This window comes from Burkholderia sp. SRS-W-2-2016 (assembly GCF_001931485.1).
In the GTDB taxonomy this organism is placed as follows: domain Bacteria; phylum Pseudomonadota; class Gammaproteobacteria; order Burkholderiales; family Burkholderiaceae; genus Paraburkholderia.
The window spans coordinates 155,072-167,485 of sequence record NZ_MSDV01000028.1 but is presented as its reverse complement, the minus strand read 5'-3'; the positions used below and the strand labels follow the sequence as shown (position 1 = coordinate 167,485).

The following is a 12,414-nucleotide window of genomic DNA, read 5'->3' as shown; positions in this document are numbered from 1 at the left end:
AATCTGATGAAGCTCGAATTCTCTGCCGAGGATCAGGCCTTTCGCGCCGAAGTGCGCGAGTTCGTCAAACAGAACCTGGCGCCGCGTCTGAAACGCAAGGCCGAACTCGGTCTGCGTCTCGAACGCGACGACTATGTCGAGTGGTACACGCTGCTGTACGAGAAGGGCTGGATCGCGCCGTCGTGGAAGAAGGAAGACGGCGGCCCCGGCTGGACCCATGTGCAGCGCTATATCTTCGACGAAGAAACGCTGCTCGGCGGCGCGCCGCGGATCGTCGCGAGCGGCATCAACATGCTCGGCCCGGTGCTCAACGCATTTGGCACACCTGAACAGAAAGCCGCGTATATCCCGAAGATTTTGCGCAGCGAAACCTGGTGGGCGCAGGGCTTTTCGGAGCCGGGCGCCGGTTCCGATCTGGCCGCGGTGCGCACCACCGCGGTACTCGACGGCGATCATTTCGTCGTCAACGGTCACAAGGTGTGGACCTCGTACGCGCACTGGTGCGACATGATGTTTGCGCTGGTGCGCACCGACCCGGACGCGAAGCCGCAGGAAGGCATTTCGTTCCTGCTGATCGACATGCACGCGCCCGGCGTCGAAACCCGGCCGATCAGGATGCTCGAAGGCGGCACCGACCTGAACGAGGTGTATCTCGACAACGTGCGGGTGCCGAAGCAGAACCTCGTCGGCGAGCTGAACAAGGGCTGGACCTACGGCAAGTTTTTGCTGGGCCACGAGCGGACCGGCATTGCCGGTATCGGTTCGTGCAAGCAGCAACTGGAGCGGGCCAAACAGCTCGCGAAGCAGCAGGGTTTGGACAACGATCCGCTGCTGCAAGCGCGCATCAGCCGCTTCGAGACCGAGCTGATGGCGCTGGAATTCACCGGCCTGCGCATGCTCAGCGCGCATCAGTCGAGCCGCGTGCCGATGGTCGAGGCGCCGATGCTGAAGGTGCGCGGCACCGAATTGCGCCAGGGCATCTACGCACTGCTCGCCGATATCGCCGGCCCCTACGCGCTGCCGTTCGACGAGCACGCGCTGCTTGATGAAGCCGGCCACACAGGTCCGAGTCCCGATGAACTGATCGCGGTGGCGGCGAACTATTTCGACGCGCGCAAGGTGTCGATCTACGGCGGAACCAACGAAGTGCAGCGCAACCTGATCAGCCGCGCGTTCTTCAATGCTTGAGGCGAAAGACGAATATGGATTTTTCTCTGACTGAAGATCACGTCGCGCTGCAGGACGCAGTGCGACGCTTCTGCGACGGCGAGTATCCCGCCCATCGGCGCGGCGATGCGCAATCGCGCGAACTTGCGGCGAGCCGCCGCCAGGGTCTGGCCGAACTGGGCGCGACCGGTCTCGTGATCGGCGAGCAGCACGGCGGCAGCGGCTACGGCGCGGTCGAAACGATGCTGGTCGCGCAGGAACTGGGCCGCGCGCTCGGCGGCGCGGGCTGGCTCGCGAGCGGGCTGCCGGCCGCCGCGCTGCTCGGCGCGGCCGGCAGCGCCGCGCAGCAGGACCGCTGGCTCGCGCCGGCGGCGTGCGGCGACAAGCTGCTGGCGTTCGCGGTCGGCGAGGTCGAGTCGCGCTACGACGTCGCGCGCATCGCGGTGCATGCGAGCGAAACCGGCGACGGCTGGCGGATCGACGGCACCAAGACGATCGTGTTCGATGCCGCGGAAGCGGATGCGTTCGTGGTCGCCGTGCGGACCTCGGGGCAGCGCGGCGACCGGCACGGCCTGTCGTTGTTCGTGGTCGATGCGAAAGCCGCCGGCCTGCACCTGCGCCCGTTCGAAACGATCGATGCGCGCGAAGCCGCGCACGTGAGCTTCGATCAGGTTGCGGTCGGCAGGCAGGACCTGCTCGGCAAAGTTGGTGAGGCCTACGAACTGATCGAAGCCGCGCTCGACCGCGCCAATGCCGCGCTGGTCGCGGAATCGGTCGGCGCGCTCGAAGCGCTGCTCGATCACACCGCCGAACATCTGCGCACCCGCACGCAGTTCGGCGCGCCGCTCGCGAAATTCCAGGCGCTCCAGCACCGGATCGCCGACATGCTGATCGCGCTCGAACAGAGCAAGTCGATGGCCTGCGCGGCGGCGATGGCGGTCGACGGCACCGATGCCGACCAGCGCCGCCGTTTCGTGTCGGCCGCCAAGGCCTATGTCGGCGATGCGTGCCGCGCGGCCGGCGAATGGGGGATCCAGTTGCACGGCGGGATGGGCATGACCGAAGAGTGCCGCGCCGGCCACTACGCGAAGCGGATGTTCGCGATCAACCAGACCTACGGCGATGCGAGCTGGCATCTGCAGCGCTTCACCGAACTGCGCGTCGCGCGGGAGGCGGCATGAGCCTGAACGGAGCCGCTTATATCGTCGGCGCGTACGAGCATCCGACCCGCAAGGCCGATGATTTGTCGGTGCTGCGCCTGCATGCGGACGTCGCCAAAGGCGCGCTCGAAGACGCGGGCCTGACGAAAGACGACATCGACGGCTATTTCTGCGCTGGCGATGCGCCGGGTCTCGGCGCCAACACGGTGGCCGAATATCTGGGCCTCGAATTGCGCCACGTCGATTCGACCGAATGCGGCGGCTCGGCGCCGATCCTGCACGTCGCGCACGCGGCCGAGGCGATCAAGGCGGGCCGCTGCAACGTCGCGTTGATTACGCTCGCGGGCCGGCCGCGCGCGGCGGGCGCCGCGTTGTCGCTGAAGGCGCCGGACCCGGACGCGCCGGAAGTGCAGTTCGAACTGCCGTTCGGCCCGGCCACGCAGAACCTGTACGGGATGGTCGCAAAGCGTCATATGCACGAGTTCGGCACCACCAGCGAGCAGCTCGCGTGGATCAAGGTGGCCGCGTCGCATCACGCGCAGCACAACCCGCACGCGATGCTGCGCAACGTCGTCACGGTCGACGACGTAGTCAACTCGCCGATGGTCGCCGATCCGCTGCATCGTCTGGACTGCTGCGTAATGAGCGACGGCGGCGGCGCGCTGATCGTCGCGCGTCCGGAAATCGCGAAGCAGCTGAAGCGCCCGCTCGTCAAGGTGCGCGGCACCGGCGAAGCGCCGAAGCACGCGGCCGGCGGCAACATCGATCTGACCTGGTCGGCGGCTCGCTGGTCCGGCGCGGCGGCGTTCGCCGAGGCCGGTGTCGGCCCGAACGACATCAAATACGCGTCGCTGTACGACAGCTTCACGATCACCGTGCTGATGCAGCTCGAAGATCTCGGCTTCTGCAAGAAAGGCGAGGGCGGCCGCTTCGTGATGGACGGCAACCTGATTTCGGGCATCGGCAAGCTGCCGTTCAATACCGACGGCGGCGGCCTGTGCAACAACCATCCGGCCAATCGCGGCGGCGTGACCAAGGTGATCGAGGCGGTGCGCCAGTTGCGCGGCGAAGCGCATCCGGCCGTGCAGGTCCGCAATTGCGACATCGCGCTCGCGAACGGTATCGGCGGCGCGCTCGCGTCGCGCCATACCGCGGCGACGTTGATTCTCGAACGGGAGTAATAGATGAGCACCAATCAGCCGACAGCCGGCATACTCGATTCGGACCCCGAACGAATGGACAAGCCAGCCGATAAGCCCGCTGCGAAGAACCCCGCTGCGAAGAACCCCGCTGCGAACAACCCCGCCAAACCGCCCGCCGGTCCGCGCCGCATTCCCGCGCCGCGCGCGCTGCCCGAAGCGCTGCCGTTCTGGGAAGCGGCCAACGAAGGGCGGCTGTTGGTCAAGCGCTGCGTGGACTGCGGCGAAACCCATTACTACCCGCGCGACATCTGTCCGCACTGCCTGAGCGCGAACACCGAATGGCTCGACGCGACGGGTCTCGGCACGATCTATTCGTTCAGCCCGATGGGCAAGGACGAAGCGCGCTACACGCTGGCCTACGTGACGCTCGACGAAGGCGTGACGATGCTGACCAATCTGGTCGACTGCGATTTCGCGGCGCTCACGATCGGCCAGCGCGTCAGGCTGGTGTTCAAGCCGAGCGACGGCGGCTATCCGGTGCCGATGTTTACGCCGGCCTGAACCACAAGCAGGAGACGAACTGGTATGCCTACCGACTTCAAAGAACAGCACCAGCGACACGACCCGAAAAAAGGCCCGCTGTCGCGCTTCACGATCATCGACGCGTCGCGTGTGCGCGCCGGCCCGGCGGCGATGCGCGTGTTCGCCGACATGGGCGCGCGCGTGATCAAGCTGGAGATTCCGCCCGGCGCGCCCGGCGGCGACGACATGATCGGCGGGCGCAACCATAACCTCGCCGACTACGAGAACCTGCATCGCAACAAGGAAAGCCTGACGCTGAACATGAAGGACCCGGCCGGTCTCGCGATCCTGCACGACCTCGTCAAGCGCGCGGACGTGTTCATCGAGAACTTCCGCCCGGACGTGAAAGACCGCCTGGGCATCGGCTACGACGCCCTGCGCGAGCTGAACCCGCGGCTCGTCTACGCAAGCATCTCCGGCTTCGGCCAGGACGGCCCGTACGCGCGCTGGCCCGGCTTCGATTCGATCGCGCAGGGGATGGGCGGTCTGATGAGCGTGACCGGCAAGCCGGGCGAAGGGCCGATGCGGGTCGGCATTCCGATCGCCGATCTGTGCGCGGGGCACTTCTGCGCGCAGGCGATCATGACCGCGCTGCTCGAACGCGAAGCGTCGGGCGAAGGCCAGTGGGTGCAGACCTCGCTGCTCGAAGCGCAGATCGCGATGCTCGACTTCCAGGCCGCGCAATGGCTGGTGGATCGCAAGCTGCCGGAACAGGTCGGCAACGAGCATCCGCTGACGGTGCCGACCGGCGTGTTCGCGACGAAGGACGGCTATCTGAACCTCGCCGCGATCGGCAACGCGATGTTCGCGCGGCTGTGCGAAGCGATGAACCTGCAGCACCTGGTCGGTCAGCCCGGCTATGAATCGGACCCGGCGCGCGTGCAGAACCGCGACACGATCAACAAGGCGGTCGGCGAAGTGTTCCTCACGCGCAGCACCCGCGAATGGACCGAACTGCTGCTGAAGGTCGGCGTGCCGTGCGGGCCGATCTATCAGATCAACGAAGTATTCGACGATCCGCAGGTCCGCCACCTGGGCATCGCATGGCCGGCGACGGTGCCGGGCCGCGGCGAGGTGGCGTTCGTCGGCCAGCCGTTCCGGCTGTCGCGCTACCCGCGCGCGCAGTCGCCGCGGCTCGCGCCCGAACAGGGCGCGCAGACCCAGGCAATCCTGAACGAACTCGGCTACCCGGACGAGCAGATTGCCCAGTGGCGCGAGACCTTCGTGGTCTGACGCGCGGGCCGCAACACTACAAGGAGACAGACTCATGGCACGACTGGTCGCCGGATTCGGTTCATCGCACAGCATCATGCTGGTTTGCCAGCGCGAAGACTGGCAGCACGGTTTCAAGCAGGTCGACCCGAAGAATCCGCATTACTTCGACCGGCAGGGCAATCCCACCACCTACGCTCAACTGCTCGACAGCGCGCCGGCCGAGGCCGAGGCGATGGTCACGGACGAGAAGATGGGCGAGCGCTACGACCGCGTCGAGGCCGCGATGGACGAGCTGCGCGAACGGATTCGCGCGGCGCGCCTGGACGTCCTGCTGGTGGTCGGCGACGACCAGACCGAACTCTTTCGGACCACCAACAATCCGGCGTTCGCGATCTACTACGGCGACACGATCCGCAACGCGAAGCGCGACGAGGGCGCGTCGGACGGCTGGTACAAGAAGGCGCGGATGGCGCGTCAGGAACCGGACGCGGACCGCGACTATCCGGTCGACAGCCAGCTCGCGCGCTGGCTGATCCGCGGGCTGTGCGACCGCGATTTCGACATCGCCGCGATGGACGGTCTGGAGCGCGGCCAGTTCGAGGGCCACGCGTTCTCGTTCATTCACCGCCGCTATCTGCAGGACCTCGAACTGCCGATCGTGCCGGTCATCATCAACACGTTCGATCCGCCGAACCAGCCCACTCCGCGCCGCTGCGTGCAACTGGGCGCCGCGCTGCGCGAGCTGGTCGACAGCTATCCGGCCGATCTGCGCGTCGGCGTGTTGGCGTCGGGCGGGCTCAGCCATTTCGTCGTCGACGAAGCGCTCGACGAGTCGATCATCGACGCGATCCGCGCGAAGGACACCGCGTATCTGGCCGGACTCGATCCGCGCCAGTTGCAGGCGGGCAGCTCGGAAATCCGCAACTGGCTGATCGCGGTCGAGGCGTTGCAGGCGCTCGATCTGGAGTGGGTGTCGTACACGCCGGGCTATCGCAGCCCGGCGCTGACCGGCACCGGACTTTGCTTCGCGGCATGGAAGACGTTGGCCTGACGCGTAGCGAACACGCAGCGATCGCGCAACAACGCGCAATCAACGCCACCCGCCAAAGCACCCAACCTGATTCTTAAGGATAACTGTATGTCCGATAACAACGTACGGCGTCTGCGCCGGCTCGACTGCTGCGCGGTCTCCGATGCGCTCGACAAGCTCAAGCTCGCGGGTGTCGTCACCGGCCTGCCGCAGCGCTCGGGCGAAGGCCGCATCGCCGGCCGCGCGGTGACCGTCAAGCTCGGCGTCGGCGAACCGCCGCCGGGTCCACCCGTGCATCTGGGCTGCACCGCGGTGCTCGCCGCGGGCGCCGACGACGTGATCGTCGTCGAACAGCGCAGCGGCGTCGAAGCGGGCTGCTGGGGCGGTCTGCTGTCGCTCGGCGCGAAGGTGCGCGGCGTCGCCGGGATCGTCGCGGACGGCCCGGTGCGCGATATCGACGAAGCACGTGGCTATGGCTTGCCGGTGTTCTGCCGCAGCGTGACCGCGTTCACCGCGCGGGCCCGGGTGGTCGAGAAAGGCACCCAGGTGCCGGTGCAGATCGGCAACGCGACGGTCAATGCGGGCGACTACGTGCTCGCCGATCGCAGCGCGGTGATCTTTATCGGCGCGAACGACATCGAGCGCGTGCTGGACACGGCCGAGGCGATCGTCGCGAAAGAGGCGGCGATGGCCAAGGCGATTCTGGCCGGCACACCGATCAACGAAGTAATGGGCGGCAACTACGAGCACATGCTCAGGGACTGACACGACATGGAACACATCAATGACGCGAACGTCGAGCGGGCAGCCGCGCTCGACACCGCGACGCTCAGCGACGCGCTCGACAAACTCGGCATCGCCGGCCAGTGCTACCGGATCAAGCCGCGCAGCGGCGAATTCCGCATGAGCGGGCGCGCGTACACGCTGCAATACGGACCGGCCGCGAATCCGCCCGGCACGGTCGGCGACTATATCGACGACGTGCCGCCGGGCAGCGTGATCGTGCTCGACAACGGCGGGCGCGAGAACGCCACGGTATGGGGCGACATCCTGACCGAGATCGCGTACCGGCGCGGCGTGGCCGGCACCGTGATCGACGGCGTCTGTCGCGACGTCGCGCTGTGCACCGAACTCGGCTATCCGGTGTTCAGCAAGGATCACTGGATGCGCACCGGCAAGGACCGCGTGCAGGTCGAAGCGGTCAACGTGCCGGTCAATATCGGCGATGCGCGCGTGCAACCGGGCGACATCGTGCGCGGCGACGCCGACGGCGTGATCGTGATTCCGCGTCAGCACGAAGCGGCGGTGCTCGACGCGGCCGAGGCGATCGGTCATGCGGAAGAAGCGATTCGCGCGGCGGTGCGCGACGGCATGCGTCTGGACGAAGCGCGCAAGCAGTTCCGTTATCACCAGTTGCAAACGCGGGAAGCCCAGTCATGAAAGAACACGATGCAGCGAGCACGACGCGTCGCGAGTTCGCGCGGGTCGGCGGTGACGTAGTGGCGGCCGCGCGCGCGTTGCCGGCCGCGACCCTTCATGAGGCCGCGGGCAAGACCGGCGCGTTGCCGCCGGCGATCAAGCCGGTCGCGCCGGGCTTTCGCATTTGCGGGCCGGCGCTGACCGTGCATTCGCCCGGCGGCGACAACCTGTGGCTGCATCGCGCGCTCGATCTCGCGCAGCCCGGCGACGTGCTGGTCGTGCACACGAGCGGCGTGTACGAACACGGCTACTGGGGCGAAATCATGACCACCGCCGCGAAGTGCGCGGGTCTGGCCGGCCTCGTGATCGACGGTTGCGTGCGCGACGGCGACCTGCTGGAGCAGATCGGCTTTCCGGTGTTCGCGCGCGGCCTGTGCATTCGCGGCACCGGTAAGGACTACGGCGCAATCGGCTGGCTCAACGAAGCGGTGCTGATCGGCGACGTCGCGGTGCGCGCGGGCGACCTGATCGTCGGTGACCGCGACGGCGTGGTCGCGATCGAACGCGAACGCGCGGCCGCGGTGGTCGACAGCGCGCGGCAACGAGAAGCCGACGAGGCCCGCATCCTGACGCGCATCGAAGCCGGCGAAACCACGATGCAGGTCTACCACTTCCACTGAGCGACGACCATGACGCAGCCTGCTGAACATCCCACCGGCGACGCGCCGGAACTGACGATCGACGGCGCGATCGCGACCATCACGCTGCGCCGCCCCGGCGTCGCGAACCGGCTCGAACCCGCCGATCTCGACCTGATGCGCGGCTTCGTGCGCGACGTGAACGCGATGCGCGGCGTGCTGGTGCTGCGGATTCGCGCGCAAGGCAAGCACTTTTGCGCGGGCTTCAATATCGGCAGTCTCGCCGACAGCGGCGCGGGCGCGCGCTTCGAGGCATTCGTCGACGAACTGGAAGCGGCGCGGCCGGTGACGATCGCGCAGATCAACGGCGGCGTGTACGGCGGCGCGACCGACCTCGCGCTCGCCTGCGATTTCCGTCTCGGCGTGCCGTCCTGCCAGATGTTCGTGCCGGCCGCGCGGCTCGGTCTGCTGTTCTATCGCGGCGGGCTGCAACGGTACGTGTCGCGGCTCGGGCTGAACGTCGCGAAGAGGCTGCTGCTGAGCGCGGCCACCTTCGACGCGCAGCAGATGCTCGCATGCGGTTTTCTGGATCGCGTGATCGACAGCGAAGCTTTGCAGAGCGAAGCAAATCTGCTGAGCGCCGAACTCGCGACGATGGCGCCGCTCGCGCTGCTCGGCATGAAGAAACATCTGAACCAGATCGCGCGCGGCACGCTCGACGCGGCGCAATTCGCGCGTGACGTCGCGCAGGCCGACGCGTCGGACGATCTGCGCGAAGGTTCGCTCGCGTGGCAACAGAAGCGCCGGCCGGTGTTTACCGGCAACTGACGCAAACAACGCAATGCAGGTCGCGCAAAACAACCCCGCCGGCCAGTTGGGCCGATAACAGGAGACGGCATGCAGGAAGCGGATTACGTGGTGGTCGGCGCGGGTTCGGCCGGCTGTGTGGTGGCGAACCGGCTGAGCGAGGACCGCGAGGTGTCGGTTGCGTTGCTCGAAGCGGGCGGCGGCGACCATCATCCGCTCGTGCGGATGCCGGTCGGTTTCATGAGCGCGCTGCGCAAGCCCGAACTGACGTGGCAGTACGAGAGCGAGCCCGAGCCGTTTCTGAACGGCCGGCGCATTCCGATTCCGCGCGGCCGGTTGCTCGGCGGGTCGTCGTCGATCAACGGGATGTTTCATATTCGCGGCCATAGTCTGGACTTCGACGAATGGCGCGATCTCGGCTGCACCGGCTGGGGCTATGACGATGTGCTGCCGTATTTTCTGCGCTCGGAAAGCAACTGGCGTGGCAACGGTCAGTTTCATAGCGGCGACGGACCGTTGCAGATTCGCGCGATCGACGGCGAGCATCTGCTCGATGCGCCGCTGCGCGAAGCGGCCGCGCGCGCCGGGCATCGGGTGCTCGACGACTACGACGGCGAGCACGGCGAAGGGATCGCGCGCGGCGATGTCGCGATCGATGCGCGTGGGCGCCGTTCGAGCACCGCGCGCGCGTATCTGCATCCGGTACTGGCGCGCTCCAATTTGCAGCTTTTGAAGCACACGCTCGTGCATCGGATCGTCGTCGAGGGCGGTCGCGCAACGGGTGTCGAATTCAGCATCGGCGGCGGGCCGCTGCAATTTTTGCGCGCGCGGCGCGAGGTGATCGTTTGCGGCGGCGCGTATAACTCGCCGCAATTGCTGATGCTGTCGGGCATCGGCCGCGGCGCCGAGCTGCGCGAGCATGGGATCGGCGTGGTCGCCGATCTGCCGGGCGTCGGCCGCAACCTGGTCGAGCATCCGCGCATGATGCTGCAATACCGCGCGAGCCGGCCGGTCACGTTCACGAATCAGCTGCGCTTCGATCGCGCGAGCGCGTCGGTGCTGAAGTGGGCGCTGTTCGGCAAGGGCACGTTCGCGACGCAGATTTGCAGCGGCACCGTGCTGCTGCGTACCGATCCGGCGCTGCGGCGCCCCGACATCCAGCTGCTGTGCAATCCGGTGCGGCTCGACGCGAACCTGTGGTTTCCCGGCATCGTCAAGCCGAAGGAGCACAGCTTCTACATCACCGTGTGTCAGTTGCACGCGGCGAGCCGCGGTCACGTGAGTCTGCGCAGCGCCGATCCGCGCGACAAGCCGCGCATCGCGCTGAATCTGTTTTCCGATCCTGCGGACTTCGAAACAATGCGCAACGGCGTGCGGGCCGCGCGCGACATCTACCGGATGTCGCCGCAGGCCGAGCTGATCGACAAGGAAACGATCCCCGGCGCCGACGTGCTCAGCGACGATGCGCTCGACGCGGCGATCCGCGAATTCGGCGGCATTACCCACCATCCGGTCGGCACCTGCGCGATGGGTGGCGGCGCGGACGCGGTGCTGGATCCGCAACTGCGGGTGCGCGGCGTCGACCGGCTGCGGGTTGTCGACGCGTCGGTGATGCCGACGATTCCGGGCGGCAACACCAACGCGGCGACCGTGATGATCGGCGAGAAAGCCGCGGACCTGATTCGCGGCCGGACGCTGCGCGCGGCCGCACAACCCACCTCACTCGAAGCGACACTATGACTGCACATTCGAACGACCAGAACTTCGCGCAGGTGCGCGCGAGCGTGGACGCGTGGCTCGCGCGGCCATTGCAGATGCTGATCGACGGCCGCTGGCAGGCCGCGCATCAGGAAACACATCACGACGTGATCGATCCGTCGAACGGTCGCGTGATCGCGCGCGCCGCGGCGGGCACCGCGCACGACGTCGATCTGGCCGTACGTGCCGCGCGCCGCGCATTCGACAGCGGCCCGTGGTCCACCACGCGACCGGCCGAGCGCGCGAAGCTGCTGTGGCGGCTCGCCGATCTGCTCGATCAGCACGCGGACGAACTCGCGCTGCTGGAGACGCTGAACACCGGCAAGCCGTTGAGGATCGCGCGCGCGTTCGACGTCGCGCACGCGGCCGAATGCCTGCGCTACAACGCCGGCTGGGCGACCAAGTTCAACGGCGAAACGCGGCCGGTGTCGTTGCCGGGCGAATGGCACGCGTACACGCTGCGCGAACCGATCGGCGTCGCCGGGCTGATCGTGCCGTGGAACGTGCCGCTGCCGATGGCCGTCAGCAAGATCGCGCCGGCCCTCGCGGTCGGCTGCACGGTGGTGCTCAAGCCCGCCGAATTGACGCCGCTGACCGCATTGCGGCTCGCGGAGCTGGTCGAGCAGGCGGGTTTTCCGCCGGGCGTCGTCAATGTGGTGACCGGGCTCGGCGGCGAAGCGGGCCAGGCGCTGGTCGATCATCCGGGCGTCGACAAGATTTCGTTTACCGGCTCGACCGCGGTGGGCAAGAAGATTCTCGCGTCGGCCGCCGGCAATCTGAAGCGGGTGTCGCTGGAACTGGGCGGCAAGTCGCCGGTATTCGTGTTCGCCGATGCGGACCTCGAGCGCGCGATCGATGCGGTCGCGCGCGGCATCTTCGCCAATAGCGGCCAGGTGTGCGCGGCGGGCTCGCGGCTATTCGTGCAGCGCGCGGTATTCGATCGCGTGATCAGCGGCGTGGCCGAACGCGCGCGCAAACTGAAAGTGGGCGCCGGGATCGAACAGGACACCGAAATGGGTCCGCTGATTTCGGCGCAACAGCAACGCCGCGTGCTCGACTATATCGACGGCGCCGGCAGCGAAGGCGCGCAAATCGCGGCGGGCGGCCGTGCGTTGCCGCGCGACGGCTACTTCGTTGAACCGACCGTGCTGGTCGACACGACGCCCGCGATGCGCGCGGTCCGCGAGGAAATCTTCGGACCGGTGCTGACCACGCAGATCTTCGACGACGACACGCTCGAACAACTCGCGACCCGCGCGAACGACACCGATTACGGCCTGTCGTCGAGCATCTGGACCCGCGACATCTCGAACGCGCACAAGCTGGCGCGGCGCATTCGCGCGGGCAACGTGCGGATCAACGCGGCCGGCGCGCTCGATTTCGCGATGCCGTTCGGCGGCTACAAGCAATCGGGCTGGGGACGCGAGAACGGCCGCGAAGGGCTCGAAGCGTATACCGAGCTGAAATCCGTCGCCGTCGATCTGAGCGTTTAAGAG

The 12,414-nt window shown here is 67.3% G+C and carries 12 protein-coding genes; all 12 read left to right on the top strand.

Annotated features, from left to right (window positions below; translation table 11 throughout):
* The first annotated feature begins 6 nt into the window (after window positions 1-6).
* Entirely contained in the window at window positions 7-1,188 is a 1,182-nt protein-coding gene (locus BTH42_RS14680) for an acyl-CoA dehydrogenase family protein (RefSeq protein WP_075300520.1), read from the top strand.
* Between the two features lie 14 nt (window positions 1,189-1,202).
* Window positions 1,203-2,348, top strand: coding sequence for an acyl-CoA dehydrogenase family protein (locus tag BTH42_RS14675; RefSeq protein WP_075300518.1), 1,146 nt, complete (start codon window positions 1,203-1,205; stop codon window positions 2,346-2,348).
* Window positions 2,345-3,508, top strand: coding sequence for a thiolase domain-containing protein (locus BTH42_RS14670; protein ID WP_075300516.1), 1,164 nt, complete (start codon window positions 2,345-2,347; stop codon window positions 3,506-3,508). The genes BTH42_RS14675 and BTH42_RS14670 overlap by 4 nt, the downstream gene beginning before the upstream one ends.
* A gap of 54 nt (window positions 3,509-3,562) precedes the next feature.
* On the top strand, window positions 3,563-4,030 hold the full coding sequence (locus tag BTH42_RS14665) for a Zn-ribbon domain-containing OB-fold protein (protein WP_083654804.1): 468 nt from the start codon (window positions 3,563-3,565) through the stop codon (window positions 4,028-4,030).
* Between the two features lie 24 nt (window positions 4,031-4,054).
* Window positions 4,055-5,284, top strand: coding sequence for a CaiB/BaiF CoA-transferase family protein (locus BTH42_RS14660; protein ID WP_075300514.1), 1,230 nt, complete (start codon window positions 4,055-4,057; stop codon window positions 5,282-5,284).
* A 34-nt stretch (window positions 5,285-5,318) separates the two neighbouring features.
* Window positions 5,319-6,317 carry a protocatechuate 3,4-dioxygenase gene (locus BTH42_RS14655; RefSeq protein WP_075300511.1) on the top strand — a complete coding sequence of 333 codons (999 nt, stop codon included), beginning with the start codon at window positions 5,319-5,321 and terminating at the stop codon, window positions 6,315-6,317.
* Between the two features lie 87 nt (window positions 6,318-6,404).
* Entirely contained in the window at window positions 6,405-7,061 is a 657-nt protein-coding gene (locus BTH42_RS14650) for an RraA family protein (RefSeq protein WP_075300509.1), read from the top strand.
* Window positions 7,062-7,067: 6 nt separating this feature from the next.
* Window positions 7,068-7,736 (top strand): RraA family protein, encoded by a 669-nt coding sequence (locus BTH42_RS14645; protein WP_075300507.1) that lies wholly within the window; start codon window positions 7,068-7,070, stop codon window positions 7,734-7,736.
* A complete protein-coding gene (locus BTH42_RS14640) occupies window positions 7,733-8,395 on the top strand; it encodes a 4-carboxy-4-hydroxy-2-oxoadipate aldolase/oxaloacetate decarboxylase (RefSeq protein ID WP_075300505.1) in 663 nt (220 codons plus the stop codon). The genes BTH42_RS14645 and BTH42_RS14640 overlap by 4 nt, the downstream gene beginning before the upstream one ends.
* A 9-nt stretch (window positions 8,396-8,404) precedes the next feature.
* Complete coding sequence (locus tag BTH42_RS14635) at window positions 8,405-9,181, top strand: enoyl-CoA hydratase/isomerase family protein (protein WP_075300503.1); 777 nt, start codon at window positions 8,405-8,407, stop codon at window positions 9,179-9,181.
* A 69-nt stretch (window positions 9,182-9,250) separates the two neighbouring features.
* Window positions 9,251-10,900, top strand: coding sequence for a GMC family oxidoreductase (locus BTH42_RS14630; protein WP_075300501.1), 1,650 nt, complete (start codon window positions 9,251-9,253; stop codon window positions 10,898-10,900).
* Window positions 10,897-12,411, top strand: a complete 1,515-nt coding sequence (locus BTH42_RS14625; protein WP_075300499.1) for an aldehyde dehydrogenase — start codon at window positions 10,897-10,899, stop codon at window positions 12,409-12,411. The genes BTH42_RS14630 and BTH42_RS14625 overlap by 4 nt, the downstream gene beginning before the upstream one ends.
* Window positions 12,412-12,414 lie beyond the last annotated feature (3 nt).

What these genes read in the sequence shown, in the direction of transcription:
- BTH42_RS14660 (WP_075300514.1), top strand. Translation starts at nt 4,055, where the DNA reads ATGCCTACCGACTTCAAAGAACAGCACCAGCGACACGACCCGAAAAAA.
- BTH42_RS14655 (WP_075300511.1), top strand. Translation starts at nt 5,319, where the DNA reads ATGGCACGACTGGTCGCCGGATTCGGTTCATCGCACAGCATCATGCTG.
- BTH42_RS14665 (WP_083654804.1), top strand. Translation starts at nt 3,563, where the DNA reads ATGGACAAGCCAGCCGATAAGCCCGCTGCGAAGAACCCCGCTGCGAAG.
- BTH42_RS14675 (WP_075300518.1), top strand. Translation starts at nt 1,203, where the DNA reads ATGGATTTTTCTCTGACTGAAGATCACGTCGCGCTGCAGGACGCAGTG.
- BTH42_RS14630 (WP_075300501.1), top strand. Translation starts at nt 9,251, where the DNA reads ATGCAGGAAGCGGATTACGTGGTGGTCGGCGCGGGTTCGGCCGGCTGT.
- BTH42_RS14680 (WP_075300520.1), top strand. Translation starts at nt 7, where the DNA reads ATGAAGCTCGAATTCTCTGCCGAGGATCAGGCCTTTCGCGCCGAAGTG.
- BTH42_RS14625 (WP_075300499.1), top strand. Translation starts at nt 10,897, where the DNA reads ATGACTGCACATTCGAACGACCAGAACTTCGCGCAGGTGCGCGCGAGC.
- BTH42_RS14640 (WP_075300505.1), top strand. Translation starts at nt 7,733, where the DNA reads ATGAAAGAACACGATGCAGCGAGCACGACGCGTCGCGAGTTCGCGCGG.
- BTH42_RS14670 (WP_075300516.1), top strand. Translation starts at nt 2,345, where the DNA reads ATGAGCCTGAACGGAGCCGCTTATATCGTCGGCGCGTACGAGCATCCG.
- BTH42_RS14650 (WP_075300509.1), top strand. Translation starts at nt 6,405, where the DNA reads ATGTCCGATAACAACGTACGGCGTCTGCGCCGGCTCGACTGCTGCGCG.
- BTH42_RS14645 (WP_075300507.1), top strand. Translation starts at nt 7,068, where the DNA reads ATGGAACACATCAATGACGCGAACGTCGAGCGGGCAGCCGCGCTCGAC.
- BTH42_RS14635 (WP_075300503.1), top strand. Translation starts at nt 8,405, where the DNA reads ATGACGCAGCCTGCTGAACATCCCACCGGCGACGCGCCGGAACTGACG.